We start from the raw sequence: 20277 nt of genomic DNA, 5'->3' as shown, positions 1-20277 counted from the left end.
ACTATTGTGGTGGTTTCGCATAACCCTTGTCTGCTGGATATGCTTTTGCTTGTTTGGGTTTGGGTTTAGAAGGATCGTATAGCTCATAAATCACCGTACCAATAACGCCCGTATTTTCTATAGAGCCGCTACTGGTATTCGCTGCATAAGCATTGTCTGGTTTGCTAAAAATAAAGGAGGCCACTGCACTTTGACTTTTGCGAAAGCCTTCAATCACCAAATCATCATTAGGTCTTAAAACGTATCCATCATCATAGCGACTGGCGGCACTGCCATTGAGAACATTTAGACCATCGACACTGGCAACGATTTCATAAGTATTGGCGCTGTTATTATGATACACCAGACGATAAGCTTGACCAGCCATACCTTTGAGATAGTAGTTACCAGCATCACGATACAGTGGTAATTTACCATTGTCAGTATGTATTGAGAACTCAACTTTCCCTGCCAATAATGACATACTGTTTACCGCACGGCCCTGATAATTTTTATCAGCATACGATATCTGCATCTCCTGAAGTGGATTGTCACTGGTACGACTCAGATCGACAGTAATAATCTCTGAATCAACATCATCACCCCACTGTGTACCCAACCGCTCTGATTCAGCTGCGTCTTGCAGAGACTCTGCTTGCACAGCCTCTGCTTGGATACTCGGTGCTGTTTCTCTCTGTATACTTGGCGATTGTGAACACCCTGCTAGTATCACCAACCATAAAGCAGCAGCGATCAATTTTTTCTTATGTAATACCATTGTTGTGTCCTCAGTCCAATGACGTTGTTTTATATTTTATCTAAAATCCTTGTCATTTGTTTGTTTTTTCGAGTATATAGGAACCACCCAAACAATCAAAGTAAAATACAACGGCTCTCTCGCACCTTTAAAAGCCAAACAATAAAAAACGCCAGCGGCTGATGCGACTGGCGTTTTTTGTGCATATGAATTTGACTATAAACAGCTACCCACTTTGTTTTAAGTAAGGCCAAGCCGCCTTTAGATAAATCATCATCGACCATAGTGTCAAAATGACAGCGCCAACCATCAAGATATAGCCAATCATTTCAAGCGACTGCCAGTTCAGCAGCAGTACTGTGATCGCGACCATCTGAAATGTGGTTTTAAGCTTACCCACATAAGACACCGCCACGCTGGTACTTTTGCCCAACTCTGCCATCCACTCACGCAGCGCCGATACCGCGATTTCGCGTGAGATAATGACGATAGCAGCAATCGCCATAATAATATTGGGGTGCCACTGTACCAAAACAATCAGTGCGGCGGCGACCATAAGCTTATCAGCAACTGGATCCAAAAAACGACCAAAGGCTGACATCACATTGAGTTTACGAGCAAAATATCCATCAAGCCAATCAGTAATCGCGGCAATGATAAAGACGCTGGTCAATAATAAGTGGCGTAATAAGCTATCACTGAACTCGCTCATGCCTACCCGTGCAATCACGTTATCTGAGATGGCAGGCAAGCCAATACCCATGGCAGGTGGCCAATAGGCAATCACCACAAACAGCGGAATCATCAGGATACGTGCAATCGTCAGATTATTGGGCAAATTAAAAATACTTTTTTCACTTTGCACTGGCAATGATTCTGGCTCTGGCTTATGCAGCGGTGTACTCTCGGTCATGGAAAACCCAGTCTATGGTGGACGTAAGAATGCTGGCTGCTAGCTTAGCACTTTTCATGGATGCCGTCATGCCATCTCTGTATCTTCCTCGATACTGGACATATCTTGCAACCTTTACTGCTTTTCTTACTCATACTTTATCAATCATTCTACTTATTTAAGCGAATTATTTGATATAGATATCTCAAAGCAACCTCTATAGTATTTTAAAGCCACGGCTACAGTTGTACACCAGAAGTTGTAAGCAGATGTAAGAATTTATTGAAATCTGGCGCTTTGGTATTATCTTAATTATAACAATAATAAAATGTTAGCCACTTACCTTGCAGCCTAATCGCATAATAAGTTTCCTCAGCCCATAGTCTCCTCCTCTGTGGGCTTTTTTTTGTCTACTCTATGATGAATGAGACATTGTTCTTTTATTTATTGCTACGCGGTGTCACCTCTTGCTTCAGCGTTTATAGATGTTCCTTAGTCTTAAAACTCTCGGAAAAATGAAGAATCAAGAAGCCCACTACCGATAAGATGATGGCAATCTCATAACGACCATAAGCGATCGAAATCCCAATCGCACCTGTATTCCATAAACTAGCAGCCGTCGCTGTCCCTTTTGACCCTTTTTCATTTTTAAAAATAGCGCCACCGCCAATAAACCCCATACCAGTAATGACAGCATACATAATCCTAGCCTCACCAGTAGAATCATAAATGTCCATGCCTACAAGCATAAAAGCACACGACGCAATCGTTACTAATGGGAATGTTCTAAGGCCTGCGCCATTATCTTTCATCTCTCGATTGAGAGCGATTGGCAGGGAGAGGATAAAGGCCACACTTAATTGAAAAAAGTGATAGCCCAATAGACCAAAATCTATGTCAAATCCAAACATGTCGCTTTCCCTATTTTTGAAACCCGTCCAGTGACAACAATATGCGCTTTATATTCGTATATCATTACCTTCTATCGTTGGTCATTTCACTCAAAGGCTGTTTTGCCCAAGTACATAATTATCTCTTAGTAAGAGACAATAGCGGTAACGGCTTCTTGTGCCATTTGATAACAGCTTTCGATATTGCCTTGTCCGCACCAATCGCCACTGACAATCCAGCGATGTTGGCGATCAACCAAAGCGCCTAATATCTCACGCCTGTCTTTACCATCAACCACGGTTGCGGCATAACGCCAGCGATGACAGTCGATTTGGCTGGGCGCACTGCTTTTATTCCAATGCAATAATTGCTGCGCCGCTGCTAGCAGTTTTGCTTTTACTGTCTCAATATCGTCATCGACGTGCTCCTCTGACCAATCATTGCGAGCATGAATAGTGATACTCGGTAGTAACTCATGATTGGCAGGCTTTTGATGTTCGATGAACACTCGGTCTAGTATTGAGTCCTTAACATAAGCCACATCCCAGCGATCTATTTTTTGATGGTCTAACGCCTCAGGCAAGGATTGTCCTTTCTCCCAGCCCAGCATTAAGGTATAACACGCCAGCATTTGCGGCATGGTAATATCCGCCTGCCGCTCAAACCCACTGTTTGCCATCATATCTACTGCCTGAGCGTTAGGCGCTGTACAAATCACCCAATCAAACCAGCCAAGACTGGTACCCGTATCATCAAATAGTTCGGTTTGTTTACCAGCTTCATGCTTTGTGTATTGCGTGAGTGACGCAACTCGCGTCTGAAACTCGATGGTCGTGTGTGCCAATTCATCAGCCAATGCACGTCCCCAAGCCGTCATCTTTGGTGTGCTGATATAGCGCGGTTGCTGCGTATTCCATTGCTCTTTGTGTTCGATATTGGGTAATGCCTCATTTTCATCTTTAGTTACTGGCGCAGGCGTCATAGTGACCACCTGCGCGCACCACGGTTGTAGCAAACCTGTCACGAGCCAAGGCTTAATAAATTGCTGAAACGGCGCGGTCTTCGCCGTAAAAAACTGCGCACCAAATGCCCATTGCCAATTCTTGCCTGTGGTACTGTTAGTACGATAACGAGTCGCTAGTCGACCCACACTACGAGATTTTTCAAAAATAGTAATGTGCGGGCTGCGAGATGGTTGTTGGTTTTGGCCTTGATTGAACGCCCGCTCTAGTAACGTGGCGGTAAATAGCCCAGTCAGCCCTCCACCAATGATAGCGATTTTTGGCAATGCGGTTTTGGTGGCAGATAAAGAATGATTGGTCATAATGACAATAGGCCCTGTATAGCGTTCAATAAAAAAATGTATAGGTAAAATGGCTCAACCTAATATTGAACCTTTAAAATCCCTTGATAGCAATATCATCTGCGTAAAAAAGCCATGCTATCTTCTATAACATGGCTTCTCTTAGATATGACTTCTCTTAGACATGGCTATGATGGATTTACGTGCTTACTCTCACTTGCACTCAATGAGCACAGTTAGCCATCGCCTTTAATCAACTTGTATCCCAGCTTATTTTTTACGTTCCGCTTTGACGATATCAATCAGCTCAACAATGACTGAGCTGTCAGCCAGCGTAGACAAGTCGCCTAACCCGTCATATTTCCCTGCTGCTAAGCTCCGCAGAATACGACGCATGATTTTACCCGAACGGGTTTTTGGCAGCGCATCGACAATATAAATGGCATCTAAATTGGCAATTGGCCCAATCTCGGCACGCACATGACGATTTAGCTCAGTTTTTAGGGATTTTGTTGCCTCTTCACCAGATTTTAGGATAACAAAGGCGCAGACACCAGTACCGCGAATCTCATGCGGCATACCCACAATCGCAGCTTCAGCAGTAGCAGGATGCGCAACGACGGAGCTTTCAATTTCGGCAGTGCCCAAACGGTGACCTGATACGTTGAGCACATCATCAACACGCCCAGTAATCCAGTAGTGTCCATCTTCGTCGCGCTGCGCCCCATCACCCGTAAAATAATAGCCCGGATAATCGCTAAAATAAGTGGCCAAAAAGCGTTTGTGGTCGTTATAAACTGTCCGCATTTGTCCTGGCCAGCTGCTGTTAATCAGTAGATTTCCTTCGGCAGCACCTTGTAGTATCTCTCCATCACCATCGATAATTTCTGGTTTAATCCCGTACAGAGGATTCATCGCAGCCCCTGGTTTGAGGTGGTCAGCGCCTGGCAACGGCGCCATTAAGATACCGCCTGTTTCTGTCTGCCACCACGTGTCGACAATGGGACAACGACCATCACCGACCACATGATAATACCAATCCCATGCTTCGGGGTTGATTGGCTCGCCAACCGACCCAAGCAGACGTAGGCTTGAGCGATCCGACTCACGAACGAAGGCGTCGCCCTCTTTCATCATCGCTCGAATCGCTGTCGGTGCCGTATATAAAATCGTCACGTCATGCTTGTCAATAATGTGACCAATACGCGCCCACGTCGGATACTCAGGCACTCCTTCAAACATCAAGGTCGTCGTGCCATTGGCAAGTGGCGCATAAGTGGCATAAGTATGTCCCGTAATCCAGCCGACATCCGCTGTACACCAATAGACGTCATTGTCTTTGACATCAAAAACATCTCGGAAGGTAGACAACGCATAGGTAATGTAGCCACCCGTGGTGTGTACCACGCCTTTTGGCTTGCCCGTAGAACCAGAGGTGTATAATAAAAACAGTGGGTCTTCAGCATTCATCACCTCAGGCTCGCAGTTCACAGATTCCCCATCGACCAAACTGTGATACCACACATCACGGCGACCGCTCATCGGTACAGAATTGCCTGTACGATGGACGACAATGACGTTTGTCACACTGTCTGTCCCATCCATGTCCAACGCGCGATCGACATTGGCCTTAAGCGGGGTACGCTTGTTGCCACGTATGCCTTCATCAGCAGTAATGACAATTTTTGATTGGCTATCGATCAGACGATTACCCAAACTCTCAGCAGAGAAGCCGCCAAAGACTACTGAATGGACAGCGCCAATACGAGCACATGCCAGCATGGCAATCATGGCTTCAGGAATCATCGGTAAATACAGCGTCACGCGATCGCCTTTTTCTACACCAAGCTTACGCAGGGCATTACCCAGCCTACAGACCGCAGCATGCAATTCTTTAAATGAGATGATTTTATGTAAAGAGGGATGATCGCCCTCCCAAATAATGGCAGGCTTATAAGGGTTTTCTTTTAGGTGTCTATCGAGGCAATTGACAGAGATATTTAGCTCGCCGTCCTCGAACCATTTGATACGAAAATCGTCTAAGTCATAATTGACGTCACGGATTTTGGTGGGTTTTTTTATCCAATCAATCAGCTCGGCACGCTGCGCCCAAAAGTTGGCATTGGCATCAGGTGATTCAATCGATTGCTGATACTCTTTGCTATATTGTTCGGGTGAGGTGTTGGCAGCAGCGATAAATTCGGCGGCAATGGGAAATGATTTCTGTGTCATCGTGTTCATCCTTGTTGATTATTATAATCTGTGTTCATAAACGTCAATAGCGACGTCTCGTACAGGTCATCAGAGGCGTCTTCCCTAACGTTTTAACCTTCTACAACATTCTACACTTAACATCAGTTTGCCAAATATGCCAAGGGGTTGCAAGGTCTCAGCAGCCAATCATAACAATTACTCTGTACAGATATATACTCGGTAACTTATGATAAATATCATTAACACCGTCATCCATTTACTAGAACGTTTACTGATTGAAATGGCTGATTTCTGATGGGTTACTGCGGTGATATGGCATTTAGTCCTTGTAACCTGATAGTAAATATGGACAATAGCCACTCAAGTCATCGCTTCAAACAATGAGATCGCTTCGATTGTTTCACTATCGTCGATTGGCTTTGGCCTTTTATCTTTATCACTTTATGAGAACACCATGAGTCATCCCCAAAGCGCACCACACCACACTCACTACGATGTCATTATCATCGGCGCTGGCGCGTCTGGATTATACTGCGCGCTCACTGCCGGTCGCCGTGGTCGCCGCGTACTGGTGTTAGACCATGCCAATAAAGCGGGTAAAAAAATCCTCATGTCAGGTGGTGGCCGCTGTAATTTTACCAATTACTTTGTGGAACCTGAGCACTTCATCGGTGACAATCCTCACTTTTGTAAATCAGCACTTAGTCGCTATCCCAGTTGGGAATTTATCGGTATGGTTGAGGCGCACAAGATTCCTTATCATGAGCGCGAACATGGTCAGCTATTTTGTGATGACTCTGCCCAAGATATTTTGACCATGCTGCTGGATGAATGTGCGGCAGCAGGTGTACAGGTAAGGCTGAATACCAATATTGATCGTGTCCAAACGCTGAGCCAAGACAATCAAACACGCTTCCAACTGACGACCAGCAAAAAACTGGGCAAAAAAGACATCGCAAGCGAGAGTAAATCGTCGCAAACGCACTATCGCTGCGAGTCGTTAGTCGTCGCCACAGGTGGACTCTCCATTCCAACCATGGGCGCAAGCAGTTTGGGTTATGAAGTGGCGCAGCAATTCGGTCACACACTCATCGCCACTGATGCTAGCTTGGTTCCCTTTACCTTTACGGATAAAACAGGCGAGTTAATTCGAGCGCTTGCCGGTATCAGTCTGCCCGTGATTGCCAGTAATGAGCGTATCTCTTTTAAACTGCCGGTACTGTTCACCCATCGCGGACTCTCTGGCCCTGCCATGCTACAGCTCTCAAACTATTGGCGCACTGGTGAAGTCATCCGCATTAATTTGTTGCCAGAGACTGATGTGACAACACTACTGCTTGCCCGCAAGAAGTCACACCCAAAACAGCTCATACGTACCGTACTGACAGAAAACACCGATGGTGCGCTGCCCAAAAAGCTACTGGCAGCTTTGCAAACGCACTTATGGGATGATATAAAAGAGACCGAACTTGCCAATATTAAAGATGAGCGACTGATTGAGCTGGGTGACACGCTAAACGGTTGGCAGCTCAAACCCTCTGGTACAGAAGGCTATCGTACGGCTGAGGTGACTCGCGGCGGTGTCAAAACCGATGAGGTGTCGTCAAAAACCATGCAGAGTCATTTGCAAGAGGGCTTGTACTTCATCGGAGAGGTGCTCGATGTGACAGGCTGGCTTGGCGGTTATAACTTTCAATGGGCATGGGCCAGTGGTTTTGTATGTGGTGAGGTCGTATAGCCAGACCCTTACTTGATAAACCATATTTAATAAACCCTGTGTGATGAATCCTGATATAAAACCCTTTAACCACCCTTTTTATGAGTAGCAATCACACATATCGTATGATGAGGTGACAAATGCGTGCAATTAAACATGTTCATGGTGATAAAGCGCCCTATTGGGTCGGCGATGGTTTTTTTGTCAGAACCCTCATTAATTATGTAGATGAAAATCCTGATTTTAATTATAGTCACACCGATCCTTTTTTATTGTTCGATTATGGCGAGCCCACGATCTTTGAGCCCAATCCTGAGTATCAAACGCAGCCTCATGGTATCGGTAAACATCCACACAAAGGTTTTGACATCGTAACCATCGCTTATGCAGGCGAGATCACACATAGCGACTCGATGGGTGGTCGCCATGATATTTCGCCAGGCGATGTACAATGGATGACCGCAGGGCGCGGTATTACCCACGAAGAGTTTCACTCGGAGGCATTTGGTCAGCGCGGCGGTGTCTTTAGTATGGTGCAAATGTGGGTCAACTTGCCAAGCACTCACAAACTGACTGATCCTAAATATCAAACCTTTAAACGGACTGATATGCCAGTCGTTACTCTGCTAGACGACAACGCTACAGACCATCAAACGCCTATTGGTAAAGCTGTCATTATCACTGGCGAATGGCACGATATCACAGGCGCTGTCAGTACGTTTACGCCTGTCAATGTCTGGGATATTGAGCTGCATACTAGCGGCAAGGCGACCTTGCATGTACCCAACCTGCACAATACGTTATTGCTGGTGCAAGAAGGCGAATTGCTCGTTAATGGGACGGCTGTGAATGCGGGAAGCTTGATTCAATTTGAAGCGCCTTCTGATCAAAACGTCCATACTCAAGGCAATCAAGTCCAAAGTAAGCAAACTGAAAGCGAGCAAAATCTTCACACTGCTATACCATCTACTGATACGATTGAGCTGCGCTACCAAACGTCAGATGCATCATCCGCACCCGTCAAACTCCTGCTGCTTAGCGGTGAGCCTATTGGAGAACCTGTGGCAGGTCATGGCCCATTTGTAATGAATACGCAAGAAGAGTTACGCCAGACGTTTCGTGACTATCAAACGGGGAATTTTGGTAAATAGTTAATGATGCTGCACAAAAAAAGCCAGCTAACGGTATCATATAGAGACCGCTAACTGGCTTTTTTGGTGAGTAGCTTTTTAATGAGTGACAGTTTGTACTGTCCCTTACATCAGCTACCAAACTTTTATGCTTGATTTAAGAATGGATAGTCGGTATAGCCTTCGATACCGCCACCATAAAAAGACTCTGGACGCTGCTCATTGAGCGCGGCACCTGTACGAATACGCTCAGCCAAATCAGGGTTGGCAATGTAGTCACGACCAAACGCAACCGCATCAATATAACCCGCTTCGATATTGCGCTCGGCTTTTTCGGCGGTATACCCACCAGCAGCGACAATTAAGTTATCAAAAGCGTCACGCACATTTTGACGGAATTCATCGCTATAAGGCGTACCACCCGCCCAATCAGGCTCTGATAAATGTAGATACATCAAGCCACGTTTATTGATCTGCTCGACCAACCACACATTGTCCTCTTCATTGTAGCCTGCTTCCACATTGTTAAACGTACCCAGTGGAGAAATACGAATACCCACATGATCGGCGTCCCACGCATTGACACAAGCATCAATGACATCAAGCGTTAAACGCGCACGGTTCTCACGACTACCACCGTATTCATCATTACGCTGATTGGTCTGCTCAACCCAGAACTGATGCAACAAGTAACCATGCGCACCATGAATCTCTATCCCATCAAATCCTGCTTCTTGCGCGTTTTTGGTGGCTTGCGCAAAATCAGCAATCACTTGCTCAATCTCATCAAGCGTGGCAGGACGTGGCGGTGTGGCATCAACACGAATCGCTTGGTTGTCGCTATCACGTAGTGAGGTACGGATACCAACATCGACATCAGAGGCAGAAATGGGCGCTTTACCGTCAGGCTGTACGCTTTTGTGCGATACAAGACCGGTGTGCCATAGTTGTACGACAATTTTTCCACCTTTTGCATGGACATTATCGACAACCGTTTTCCACGCGACGATTTGCTCTTGAGTGTGGAGACCAGGCGCGCCTGCATAGCCTTTTGCCTGAAAAGAAACCTGCGTCGCCTCCGCAATGATCAGCCCAGCCCCTGCGCGCTGTGAGTAGTACTCTCCTGCAAATGGAGTCGGTACGTCACCTGGTTCGATTGAACGAACACGCGTTAGCGGTGCCATGATAATGCGGTTTTTTAACGTCTGTGTACCCATTTTTACGGGTTCAAATAAGCTGTCGTGTGCCATAAAGTATCCTGTTGTTATCGATTATAAAGATTATTTTTCGCTGAAAAATGCTGATAAAAGCATCTGTAGATATGCTTTTATTGATTTTCTTTATAAGGGATAGATGAGGTTATTCAAGGAAGATTTACAAACAAAAAGGCCAATACGACATGATATCGGTATTGATAATACTCATTATTCAAGTCTTCTTATTACCTTATTAAGTGAATGCCTTTAATAAGATTTGCTAACAATGTCATAGATTAGAAAAGTTGCTGTATCCTTGAACTTTTAGATACTTAAAGCTCAAGATTTAAGCATCTTCTTAAGCGACAGCTCTAAAGACAAATAGGTGCCAAACAGTATCACCACTGAGCCAATAATCGCTGGCGTATCTAATGCCTCACCAAGCAACAAATAGCCCAAAATAATCGCAAAAATAGGAATGACTAAGGTAATACTGGTGGCGCGCATTGGCCCAATACTTTTGATTAACTGGTTCATAAAAATCAAAGCGATGGCGGTTGAGAGCACGCCAATACAAATGACAGACACCCACGCGGTGAGACTGATACTCTTGCCATAAGGGAACTCATAAAGGGCAACTGGTAGCATTATCACACTGGCGATAATGAGTGAGCCTGCGGTAATAGCCACTGGTGAGACATTGTCTAAATAGTTTCTGGTGATGTTTGCCCCTACTGCATACCCAACACAGGCCAATAATGCGTAACCCATCGGCAATAGCCCAGATCCTGATGTGGCACTCTGCTCGCCAAACAGATTCTCACTCATTAAAATAACGACCCCGATAACCCCAATCACCAAGCCAAGAATCTGTTTCTTTGACAATCTGTCTTTAAAAAACGTGCTGGCGATGAAGCCACTCATCATGGGTACAGAGGCATTGAGTACCGCCAACACGCCTGCATTTACCGAGCGCGCTGAAAAAGAAAATAAGATAAAAGGTATAGCAGCAGAAAACAGCCCAACTAGGGTTAATGCCTTCCAATTTTTAAAGATGCCTTGTCTGTTTTTCTTTTTGACCAGCACAAAAACCAACATGGTCAATCCTGCCAATACCACTCGCAAGCTGGCAAACGCCAATGAGCCGAACTCAGGAACGCCAATACGGTAAAAAATAAAGGACAGCGACCACATAAAGGAGAGAGTTATAAAAATGATGAGGTCACGGTTGGTCATGGGTTGATCCTATCGAGCGTTGGACGGCATGGGCATATTATAAAAATGCGCAATCGTAAAAGTAGCAGGGAGATAAAAAACCTCGATGATAACTTTTTACGCGTTCAATAGGTATGGTGTTTTCTGTATTTCTTAAGGATTTTGTCTCAGCACATCTGCCAGATAACCATTGAGTTTTGACCATGCATCAGTAAAAATGATTTCATCTGTTTTATAAATCGATGAATAACGCCTAAAATACAAAACCATTCCAAAAAGGACAACTAATGAACCTGCGTATTTTAAAGTCTGCCGTGACCAATCCTTGGTTTAACCTTGCTACCGAAGATTGGATATTCCAAGCATTGGACGCCAATTCTCATACGCTATTCTTATGGCGTAATTCTGAGACCGTCGTCATCGGACGCTCACAAAATCCATGGGTAGAATGCAAAATCGATAAGATGGAAGCAGACGAGGTGTTTTTGGCGCGTCGTCAGAGCGGCGGCGGTGCGATGTTTCATGATCTGGGTAATACCAACTTTACTTTTTTGTCGCCTAAAGACAGCTATGATCAAGAAGCGAACTTCACCATTATCATTAATGCGCTCAAAAAACTGGGCATAGACGCTCAGCTTTCAGGTCGCAATGACATTCAAGTCGGCGATCGTAAGATATCGGGTAATGCCTTTAAACACGCTACGGATCGCAGCTTTCACCATGGGACATTACTCGTGAATGCCGATATGCAAAAGCTGGGTGACTACCTCAATCCGCACCCACTTAAGCTAAAAGCCAAAGGCATCAAGTCGGTACGCGCTCGCGTCGCAAACCTCGTTGAATTCAATGAAGACATCACTCACGAAATCTTATCTACTGCGCTTATTGAGGCGTTTTGTGAGTATTATGGAGAGACTGCGCCAGTAGAAGAGCTAGATGAGGCCAGTCTTGCTGAGCAACCAACACTTAATCAGTACTATGAGCAAATGGCAGACTGGGACTGGCGCTTCGGCAAGACGCCTGAATTTAGCCATCATATCGAGACGCGCTTTGATTGGGGCATCATCGATATGCATCTCGATGTGAAGCAAGCCGTCATTACCGATGTGGTCATTTTCTCTGATGCGTTAAATGTTGAGCTGATTGATTTATTAAAGGATGCTCTAGCTGGTGTTAAATACAATAAAAATAACATCAACATTAGGCTTGATGAATTGAGTCAAGCAAATACCGAGTTGGCAGCGCAAATTGACGATGTATCGGCATGGCTTATTAGCGAGATAGAAGGTTAGATTTTTGCTGGTTATTACAATCAGTATAAGTAACCTAATTTTCTTTATGACCTCATATTCAAAGACCTCTACATTCAAGATAGGCCAAAGCTGTTATATAAGCTGTGAAATTAGACGAACTTAAGTTTGATATTTAAGGTGTTAGCCCTCTATAATGTCCTGCAAATAATGGATTCGCTGTAAGAGTCTGAACGTTGGGCATTTTCAAGGTAGCATTATGGCAGCCTATATCACAGTTGGCGCAAAGACCTCTCACGGTGGGACGGTCATCACTGGCTCACCGCACACCACACATAATGGTATCCCTGTCGCTCGTAAGGGCGATCAAGTCATGTGCAAAAAATGCAAAAAGATGACTGTCATCGTGAGTGGCGATGTGTCTTTTATTGTCGATGGTGCGCCCATTGCCCGTGGCGGTGATGTGACGAGCTGCGGCGCGAAACTGATTGCCAATCAGCAAGCGTTTGCGGAGTCGGATTTTGATGTGGGTAGTATTGCACAGGCTGAGGAAATAAGACGTGAAGCTAAAGAATACTTTAATGAACCAATGAATGATTATAATTTACAGTTTGTCATGCAAAGTCATAATAAGAACCCTTTAGCCAATAAGCCTTACGTTATTTACGATGAAGACGGTGAGATATTTCAAATGGGTAAGCTAGATAATAAAGGTCAAACCCCTATTCTAAATGATGAACAAGAGAAAGAATATTTCATCCACGTTCTGGATGAGGAAGGAATTAATGAGTAACCCTAAAGATATTGTCGTTAAATTGCGCTTATTAGTAAAGCCACCAATCAATGTAAATAATTTCTTTTATAAGGTCACTTATACAAAGTTCGGTTATCAAAACCAAGATGGTTCCCATGTTTCACCAAAAACTATAGCTGGCAAATTTGTGAAATTTACAGCAAATTCCAGTGCTAATAAAAATGGGTTGCTGGCTATTGAGTCAGAAGACATAGTGCTTCTTGATCATAAGCGCAGCATCCAAAAAGTATCTCTTCCTGACGCAAAAAATGGTAGCGCTTGGTTCCAAATTGAAAATCGCTCTAATGGCAAAGTTGTCAGAAAAAACAAGTACCCACAATGGTCATATAGGCACAAACGAGAAATATCTGAATATAAATGGGACACTACAAGTTCTAAAAATAGTACCACTCCTAATACTAAGAAAACACAAAAGATTAAACAAAAATGTCCACATACGGTAGACGGCGCAATTGAGGTTGCAAAATATATTGTTGATGAAATCAAGAGAAATGTGAAAAGTAAACAGGCTAATGAAATTCGTAGTTCCTTAAAAGAATATAAACGTCGATTATTTAAGAATACTGTACTTGATGATCCATTTCTTATACTTGCTTTATCTGCATGGGTTGAACAAGTTGATAATGAAAAAGCTTGGGATCATAAAACGTTAATTTCCGGACAAAGATATCAAAACTTAAAGGCTGGAGAATTTTTTTTAGGAAATCCTCCTAAAGCTAAATTAAACAACCTTACAGTTCATCGTCCCATCAGTTATAGAGTGAATGCTAAGGAGTCACATAGTCATTTTCATAAATATAAGGATTATGATTACTTTTATGATATTTGGTCAAATATTCATTACGGGTATGTTGGTTTAAGTGTAGGTTTCGATGAGAATACATTACTAGCAGGTTCGGATTTTCAGCAGTTCCTTCATAATGCTAAAAAAGGTACTTGGGGAGCTGATACTCCCGATGATAGAACAACTATGAAAATGGGGTTCATTTTATTTAAAAAATTTGGAAAGTATGCAGACAACTTAACATTCCAAGACGTTTTAAACATATTAGACAACACTTCTATTAACAGTTTTCCTGAGTCTAAACAGACTCATTGGTGCTATAACTCGCACAATCCAAACAAGGTTGAAAATAAGTGAGTATACTGAAAAAGAGTATTATCGTAATTTTTATAGTTTGTATTTTTTCAATAGTCTTTGGTTTTTTGACAAGTCCCCATATTAAAACTATCAACCATACGAATATACCAATTAGATTCAATTCATTACAGTACGTTGATACAGATGGAGAGTTAACAGATGAAGCAGTAGATGACTGGAGGTTAACTTACCATATTAAAAAGTCTAATTCTAAGACAATGAAGATATATAGAAAATATCGTTTTTTAAAAGAAAATATTTATTTTGGTATAGATTATTCCTATGACGGAGACTACTTTACAGAAGACAACAGGAATGATCTTACAGGTGTGACCTTTACTGAGGAGCAAACATCACCTGAACAATCAGCCTACTGTGCTTTTAAAGTAGACGTTTATCCAAATAGAAAAACGATTGTGACGCCGACCCGTAAATGGGGGTGTATTCGCCCTATGTATTATCACAAGCCTTCACTACAAGACAATGAGTAGACTATATTCCTTTCTCAAACGCTATAACTTACAAAGATAAGTCCAAACCAACCTACTCAATAGAGTTTCCTACTGGAATTTCAATGTATCAAAGAAAAATCTATACCTTAACTCAATCTATATTACTAGCGACAGTGCTATCCAGTAGTTTAATAACTGCTGCTTGCTCAGCGGAGTCATCAAACGCACCAGTACTTTCAAATCAAAGCACCCCTACTGAAATATACGAACTTGGCCTTGCCTATTATGAGGGTAACTCAGTTCCTCAGGATTATGAAAAAGCCTTTAGCCTATTTAAAAGAGCTGCTGATCGAGAGTACGTTGAAGCTCAATTCAATCTCGGGGTGATGTATGAAAATGGAGTAGGTGTTGATCAAGACTATAAACAAGCAATGCAGTCATATTTATTAGCAGCTGATAATGGAGATTTTGACGCTAAAAATAATATTGGCTCACTCTATTATTTTGGCAAAGGCGTGACTCAAAACTATGATAAAGCTTTTAAGTGGTATAAAGAAGCGGCTGACAAAGATGTAGTTATAGCGCAGTTTAACATTGGCGGTCTCTACGAGAACGGCTATGGCGTGCCGCAAGATTATGACAAAGCTTTTGAGTGGTACAGTAAAGCAGCTGATCAAGGTCTAGATGTGGCAGAGCTTAATATCGGTGGTCTCTACGAGAATGGTTATGGTGTACCGCAGGACTATGACAAAGCTTTTAAGTGGTATCAAAAGGCAGCTGACAAAGGCAATCAAGAAGCCAGTAATCGCATCGGTAAATTGGTTATGGATGGTAAAATCGACGATAAAGATATCGTTATCTATAGTACCCAAGAAACTGTTCTTATCTTAGATGATATCGAGAATGGCTTAAAGAACTAAGCGCTATAAGAGATGGTTTGATTTCTAGACGTGATTATATTAAAAGTAGAATTGAAAAAATACTTACTTTGATGCTAAGAAAATATACTTTTCAACATAAAAAACGCTAAGGCAAGCATTCGATATTCCTTACTTCTATCTACCCTAGCGTTATTAAAAGATAATCAAGCTTCAACAGATGAGAACAATATGAAAAAACAGCTCTTAGCCCCATTAATTATTTTAGGCACTGCCTTACTACCCGCTACAGCACATTCAGCCAGTTTTGATTGTAAAAAAGCGGCTACCTGGGTAGAAAAGAGGGTTTGTGCGAATAGTGAGTTATCAAAGCTTGATGACGCTATGGGAGAAAAATATAAACGAGACCTTGCTAATACTTCTGATTACGAAGACAGCGGAATTTTTAAAGATAATATGATTATCGATCAACGACGTTGGCTTAGATTTCAGCGCAATACGTGTGCAGATACAGAATGCCTTATCCGAGAGTATAAAGAATATATTGAAGATAAAAATTATAATGGTGTGGCTTGGGATTTTCCAAATGAGCTAAATCGTTCTAATTTACCTAACAACAATTCATTTGGTGAGTTTTCTCAAGATGTGGAAGTTCCGATGTATAACTCAGAAACTAACGACTGGAAGGTAATAGCAAAGACAACAAATAGTGTCTCGATTCATAGGGTCGCTAATAAGCCTTATCTTGCCATTATCGATGGCATTTTAGTGTTTACTAATGGACATACCTGTGAGATTAAAGAGAGTAAGGCAACGTGGTCAGAAAACCATTGGGTCATCGACAATGAACTGCAAAATGAAACCGCTGAACTGCGTTTGTATCCAGCACTCTATAAAGGTAATACTCAATTATTATTAAAAGACATGGATAATAAATATAGAGAAGTACATTGTGGTATGAGAGGCTATTTTGACGGTATCGTATTAGAACGAGAGTAAGTGCGCTGCATCCCTCAACTCTCTCAAAATCATCCTAAGCTGAACTGAAGCTTTAATCTAAAAAAACTAGATTCATTAAACCAAAAAAGCGGCAAGATAATTCATCTTGCCGCTTTTTTATTCAAACTGCAAAGCTATTAAATCCCTGCCGCAACCTCAGCCCCATCACGAATCGCGCGTTTGGCATCCAGCTCCGCCGCCAGTTTTGCGCCGCCAATAATATGGTATTGCGCATCTGGCGCATCACCCACGTTTGGCATCAGCTCAACCACCGACTCTTGGCCGGCGCAGACAACGACGCTATCGACACGCAACAGCTGCGTTTGCCCTTGATTATTAGTGATCCAGATGCCTTCATTAGTGATTTTATTATACTGTGCGCCTGATACTTGGATGACACCGTGCGATTTGACATGAGCGCGATGTACCCAGCCAGTGGTTTTGTTCAGGCCACTACCTAGGCGACCCTTGGTACGCTGCATGAGGTAGACTTGGCGAATCGGTTTGATACCTTCAGGCTTAATCAGACCACCGTCGGTTTGATAATCCGTATCTTCAGTGACGCCCCACTCTTCGCGCCATTCGCTCACTGACTGGGGTTTTGGACGGTAGCTTGGGTCTTTCAGTAGCTCAGGGCCTAGCTCATCAAGCGGCTGACCGTGACGTGCAGTGAGATATTCACTGACATCAAAACCAATACCGCCCGCCCCAATGACGGCCACGGTATCGCCAACCGATTTTTCACCAGAGAGCAGTTCAGCATAGCTCATGACTTGTGGCAGATCTGCCCCTTCAAGCTTACCAGCGAGGCTTCTTGGTACGACGCCTGTTGCAACGATAACGTGATGGAACTTGGCTTTTTCAAGCATGGCTTTATCGACTTTGGTATTAAGTTTGACCTCAACGCCTAGATGTTCAAGCTCATTGATATAGTAGCGAATGGTTTCAAAAAATTCTTCTTTCCCTGGGATGACTTTGGCGTAATTAAACTGTCCGCCTAAGATATCTTTGGCCTCAAATAGCGTGACGTTATGACCACGCAATGCGGCCACGTGCGCCGCTGACATCCCAGCGACCCCACCACCAATGACCGCCACCTTTTTCGGTTTTTTGGCTTTTTTGTAGACCAACTCTGTCTCATAGCACGCTTGCGGATTGACCAAACAAGTGGAGCGTTTGTGCTCAAACGTATGATCGAGGCAGGCTTGGTTGCAGGCGATACAGGTATTAATGCGAGCTGCTTGACCGTTTTTGGCTTTATTGACCCAATTTGCATCGGCCAAAAACGGACGTGCCATTTGAATCATATCGGCTTGACCACTGGCAAGGATATCTTCTGCCATGTCTGGCATGTTGATACGGTTGGCAGCCATCATCGGAATGCTGATGTGTTTTTTGATCTCAGCACTAAAATCAACGAAGGCGGCACGCGGTACACTTGTCACAATGGTCGGTACACGCGCTTCATGCCAGCCAATACCTGTATTCATGATGGTCACGCCAGCCGCTTCTAACGCTTTGGCCACCGTGATGACTTCGTCCATGACATTGCCGTCTTTGACCAAATCAATCACCGACAGACGGAATAGTATAATAAAATCCTCTCCCACTGCCTCGCGTACGGCTTTGACGATGTCGACGGCAAAAGTCATACGACCTTGGATATCACCGCCGTATTTATCTGTGCGTTTATTCACATGACGCGACAAAAACTGGTTGATTAAGTAGCCTTCAGAGCCCATGATTTCGACACCATCATAACCCGCTTGCTTGGCAAGACGAGCTGAGCGCGCATAGTCTTTGACAGTTTGCTCAATGTTTTTGATGCTCATCTTACGCGGTTTAAAAGGTGAGATTGGCGATTTGACAGGACTGGCTGATACGACAAAAGGATGATAACCATAGCGACCACTGTGCAATATCTGCATGATGATTTTGCTGTCGTATTTGTGGGCTGCACGGGTGACGCGCTGATGATTGATCACATCGGCTTTTGTATTCATAGTACCGCCAGCAGGCAGCAACCAACCTTCACGATTGGGCGAGATACCACCTGTGATCATCATAGCCACCCCGCCTTTGGCTCGCTCGGCAAAATAAGCCGCCAGCTTACCGTAATTATAAAAACGGTCTTCAAGTCCTGTATGCATAGAACCCATGACCAAACGGTTTTTTAGTGTGGTAAACCCCAAATCTAGCGGCTCAAACAAATGCGGATAGTGCTCGTTGGTGCTGGCGGTATCAATCATACTGGCAGTGGCGCTGGCGGTCATGTCATTTTCCTTATGAATCGTTGGTGAGACTAAGCAAGCTATAGAATTTTGTGTTGTTGTTATCGTAACACAACGCCCTTATTATCAGCTATGCAGACAAACGACTGATGAGTGAGCACTATATTGGTCACGCTGTTTTAACCAAAAAACCTACTCATTGTATTGATCATAAGAGCGCGCCACATCAGCTCGATTTATTTTAAATTGCGTATCCATGATATCTTATTAAAACTGTCCTCACCCAAGTTTAGGCTCAAGCCACTGATATATCAGCATGCCTATGATCATCGCAGGAATAAATACATAGGCCTGCCATTGTCCAGCTCCTAGTAGCACAATACCCGGTCCTGGACAGATACCGACCAACCCCCAGCCAATGCCAAATAGCATCGCGCCGATAAGCAATTTTTTATTAATAACGGTTTTGGTGGGCATCTCGATTGAGCTACCGATCCAGCTGATTGGTTGACGTTTGGCAATTTGTACCCCAATGATGGCCACGATCAGACCACCACCCATTACCAGTGCCAGAGAAATATCCCATGCACCAAAAACATCTAAAAATCCTTGTACTTTGATAGGGTCTGTCATTCCAGATATCAGTAGTCCTAAGCCGAATAGTAGCCCCGCTAGTAGTCCAATCATATTTTTTAGCATTGTCTGTCTCTCTATTTTTTTATGTAGGTCGTAGTCAGCCATCTCAATCGTTTAGATCAGCCCCAAAAGATGCCGCCCAACATAAACTGTCACCATACCAAACAACATAAAGGTCACCGTTGCCACCATCGAGCGTGGGGACAGGCGCGCATTCCCACAGATGCCATGTCCACTGGTACACCCTGAGCCCAATCGAGTCCCAAAACCAACCAACAATCCTGCACCAATCAACAATGGCAAAGACGTACTCATTTCTATAGCAGGTAATGGCCTGACCAATCCATATAGGAGGGGCGACACAACCAGCCCCACTATAAATAACACTTGCCATGCCTCTACCCGCTTGGGCTTAAGCAAGCTTGAAAAAATGCCACTGATACCCGCAATTCGCCCAATACCCAATAGCAGGATGACGGTCGCGGCTCCCAGCAACAGCCCACCTATTAAGGAGATGGGCGTAAATACTTGCCAGTCTATTTGTATGTTCATCATGGTTCTCTCAATACAGTTATATCGATA

18 protein-coding genes are annotated in these 20277 nt (G+C 43.7%); 8 read left to right on the top strand and 10 right to left on the bottom strand.

The genetic code is table 11. From position 1 onward, the window contains the following. Position 1 precedes the first annotated feature (1 nt). The 5 genes from CZ794_RS12700 to acs all read right to left on the bottom strand — a co-directional run bounded on the left by CZ794_RS12700 (position 2) and on the right by acs (position 6054). Positions 2-757, bottom strand: a complete 756-nt coding sequence (locus CZ794_RS12700) for a hypothetical protein (protein WP_087041960.1) — start codon at positions 755-757, stop codon at positions 2-4. Positions 758-962: 205 nt separating this feature from the next. Continuing rightward, the gene (pgsA, locus tag CZ794_RS12695; RefSeq protein WP_062843649.1) at positions 963-1649 is read right to left on the bottom strand and encodes a CDP-diacylglycerol--glycerol-3-phosphate 3-phosphatidyltransferase; all 687 of its coding nucleotides are present in this window, start codon (positions 1647-1649) and stop codon (positions 963-965) included. Positions 1650-2107: 458 nt separating this feature from the next. Continuing rightward, on the bottom strand, positions 2108-2539 hold the full coding sequence (locus CZ794_RS12690) for an MgtC/SapB family protein (protein ID WP_087041959.1): 432 nt from the start codon (positions 2537-2539) through the stop codon (positions 2108-2110). Positions 2540-2664: 125 nt separating this feature from the next. After that, entirely contained in the window at positions 2665-3843 is a 1179-nt protein-coding gene (locus CZ794_RS12685; RefSeq protein WP_087041958.1) for an NAD(P)/FAD-dependent oxidoreductase, read from the bottom strand. A 249-nt stretch (positions 3844-4092) separates the two neighbouring features. Beyond that, entirely contained in the window at positions 4093-6054 is a 1962-nt protein-coding gene (gene acs / locus CZ794_RS12680) for an acetate--CoA ligase (RefSeq protein WP_087041957.1), read from the bottom strand. 436 nt (positions 6055-6490) lie between these two features. On the opposite strand from acs, the gene CZ794_RS12675 reads away from it, so the two are divergent. Next, the gene (locus CZ794_RS12675) at positions 6491-7774 is read left to right on the top strand and encodes an NAD(P)/FAD-dependent oxidoreductase (protein WP_087041956.1); all 1284 of its coding nucleotides are present in this window, start codon (positions 6491-6493) and stop codon (positions 7772-7774) included. A 119-nt stretch (positions 7775-7893) separates the two neighbouring features. Then, positions 7894-8904 carry a pirin family protein gene (locus CZ794_RS12670; RefSeq protein WP_087041955.1) on the top strand — a complete coding sequence of 337 codons (1011 nt, stop codon included), beginning with the start codon at positions 7894-7896 and terminating at the stop codon, positions 8902-8904. A 125-nt stretch (positions 8905-9029) separates the two neighbouring features. Here the strand turns inward: CZ794_RS12670 and CZ794_RS12665 are convergent, their stop codons facing one another. Together CZ794_RS12665 and CZ794_RS12660 are read right to left on the bottom strand one after the other, a co-directional pair. Continuing rightward, complete coding sequence (locus tag CZ794_RS12665) at positions 9030-10133, bottom strand: alkene reductase (RefSeq protein WP_087041954.1); 1104 nt, start codon at positions 10131-10133, stop codon at positions 9030-9032. Between the two features lie 285 nt (positions 10134-10418). Further along, positions 10419-11315: a DMT family transporter gene (locus CZ794_RS12660; protein ID WP_087041953.1), complete on the bottom strand. Its 897-nt coding sequence runs from the start codon at positions 11313-11315 to the stop codon at positions 10419-10421. Positions 11316-11581: 266 nt separating this feature from the next. Here CZ794_RS12660 and CZ794_RS12655 point away from each other — a divergent pair, with 266 nt between their 5' ends. The 6 genes from CZ794_RS12655 (at position 11582) to CZ794_RS12630 (ending at position 16828) form a co-directional block, all read left to right on the top strand. Further along, positions 11582-12586, top strand: a complete 1005-nt coding sequence (locus CZ794_RS12655; protein ID WP_087041952.1) for a lipoate--protein ligase — start codon at positions 11582-11584, stop codon at positions 12584-12586. 217 nt (positions 12587-12803) lie between these two features. Further along, positions 12804-13337, top strand: coding sequence for a PAAR domain-containing protein (locus CZ794_RS12650; RefSeq protein WP_087041951.1), 534 nt, complete (start codon positions 12804-12806; stop codon positions 13335-13337). After that, positions 13330-14499, top strand: a complete 1170-nt coding sequence (locus CZ794_RS12645) for a polymorphic toxin type 44 domain-containing protein (protein WP_179207313.1) — start codon at positions 13330-13332, stop codon at positions 14497-14499. Before CZ794_RS12650 ends, CZ794_RS12645 begins: the two co-directional genes overlap by 8 nt. After that, positions 14496-14990, top strand: coding sequence for a hypothetical protein (locus tag CZ794_RS12640; RefSeq protein WP_087041949.1), 495 nt, complete (start codon positions 14496-14498; stop codon positions 14988-14990). The genes CZ794_RS12645 and CZ794_RS12640 overlap by 4 nt, the downstream gene beginning before the upstream one ends. An 83-nt stretch (positions 14991-15073) precedes the next feature. Then, on the top strand, positions 15074-15871 hold the full coding sequence (locus CZ794_RS12635; RefSeq protein WP_087041948.1) for a tetratricopeptide repeat protein: 798 nt from the start codon (positions 15074-15076) through the stop codon (positions 15869-15871). A 189-nt stretch (positions 15872-16060) separates the two neighbouring features. Next, complete coding sequence (locus CZ794_RS12630; protein WP_087041947.1) at positions 16061-16828, top strand: lysozyme inhibitor LprI family protein; 768 nt, start codon at positions 16061-16063, stop codon at positions 16826-16828. A 137-nt stretch (positions 16829-16965) separates the two neighbouring features. Here the strand turns inward: CZ794_RS12630 and CZ794_RS12625 are convergent, their stop codons facing one another. The 3 genes from CZ794_RS12625 to CZ794_RS12615 form a co-directional block, all read right to left on the bottom strand. Further along, positions 16966-19101, bottom strand: coding sequence for an NADPH-dependent 2,4-dienoyl-CoA reductase (locus tag CZ794_RS12625; protein ID WP_087041946.1), 2136 nt, complete (start codon positions 19099-19101; stop codon positions 16966-16968). A gap of 237 nt (positions 19102-19338) precedes the next feature. Then, entirely contained in the window at positions 19339-19758 is a 420-nt protein-coding gene (locus CZ794_RS12620) for a DUF6691 family protein (RefSeq protein ID WP_087041945.1), read from the bottom strand. Positions 19759-19809: 51 nt separating this feature from the next. Next, on the bottom strand, positions 19810-20247 hold the full coding sequence (locus CZ794_RS12615; protein ID WP_087042191.1) for a YeeE/YedE family protein: 438 nt from the start codon (positions 20245-20247) through the stop codon (positions 19810-19812). Positions 20248-20277 lie beyond the last annotated feature (30 nt).

Source organism: Psychrobacter sp. JB385 (genome assembly GCF_900163785.1).
In the GTDB taxonomy this organism is placed as follows: domain Bacteria; phylum Pseudomonadota; class Gammaproteobacteria; order Pseudomonadales; family Moraxellaceae; genus Psychrobacter.
This window is presented reverse-complemented; position numbering and strand designations above follow the sequence as displayed.

Excerpts from the sequence above, each read along its gene's own strand:
- CZ794_RS12660 (WP_087041953.1), bottom strand. The coding sequence starts at position 11,315 with ATGACCAACCGTGACCTCATCATTTTTATAACTCTCTCCTTTATGTGG.
- pgsA (WP_062843649.1), bottom strand. The coding sequence starts at position 1,649 with ATGACCGAGAGTACACCGCTGCATAAGCCAGAGCCAGAATCATTGCCA.
- CZ794_RS12615 (WP_087042191.1), bottom strand. The coding sequence starts at position 20,247 with ATGAACATACAAATAGACTGGCAAGTATTTACGCCCATCTCCTTAATA.
- CZ794_RS12655 (WP_087041952.1), top strand. The coding sequence starts at position 11,582 with ATGAACCTGCGTATTTTAAAGTCTGCCGTGACCAATCCTTGGTTTAAC.
- CZ794_RS12625 (WP_087041946.1), bottom strand. The coding sequence starts at position 19,101 with ATGACCGCCAGCGCCACTGCCAGTATGATTGATACCGCCAGCACCAAC.
- CZ794_RS12670 (WP_087041955.1), top strand. The coding sequence starts at position 7,894 with ATGCGTGCAATTAAACATGTTCATGGTGATAAAGCGCCCTATTGGGTC.
- acs (WP_087041957.1), bottom strand. The coding sequence starts at position 6,054 with ATGACACAGAAATCATTTCCCATTGCCGCCGAATTTATCGCTGCTGCC.
- CZ794_RS12630 (WP_087041947.1), top strand. The coding sequence starts at position 16,061 with ATGAAAAAACAGCTCTTAGCCCCATTAATTATTTTAGGCACTGCCTTA.
- CZ794_RS12635 (WP_087041948.1), top strand. The coding sequence starts at position 15,074 with ATGTATCAAAGAAAAATCTATACCTTAACTCAATCTATATTACTAGCG.
- CZ794_RS12685 (WP_087041958.1), bottom strand. The coding sequence starts at position 3,843 with ATGACCAATCATTCTTTATCTGCCACCAAAACCGCATTGCCAAAAATC.
- CZ794_RS12675 (WP_087041956.1), top strand. The coding sequence starts at position 6,491 with ATGAGTCATCCCCAAAGCGCACCACACCACACTCACTACGATGTCATT.
- CZ794_RS12645 (WP_179207313.1), top strand. The coding sequence starts at position 13,330 with ATGAGTAACCCTAAAGATATTGTCGTTAAATTGCGCTTATTAGTAAAG.
- CZ794_RS12620 (WP_087041945.1), bottom strand. The coding sequence starts at position 19,758 with ATGCTAAAAAATATGATTGGACTACTAGCGGGGCTACTATTCGGCTTA.
- CZ794_RS12690 (WP_087041959.1), bottom strand. The coding sequence starts at position 2,539 with ATGTTTGGATTTGACATAGATTTTGGTCTATTGGGCTATCACTTTTTT.
- CZ794_RS12700 (WP_087041960.1), bottom strand. The coding sequence starts at position 757 with ATGGTATTACATAAGAAAAAATTGATCGCTGCTGCTTTATGGTTGGTG.
- CZ794_RS12665 (WP_087041954.1), bottom strand. The coding sequence starts at position 10,133 with ATGGCACACGACAGCTTATTTGAACCCGTAAAAATGGGTACACAGACG.
- CZ794_RS12650 (WP_087041951.1), top strand. The coding sequence starts at position 12,804 with ATGGCAGCCTATATCACAGTTGGCGCAAAGACCTCTCACGGTGGGACG.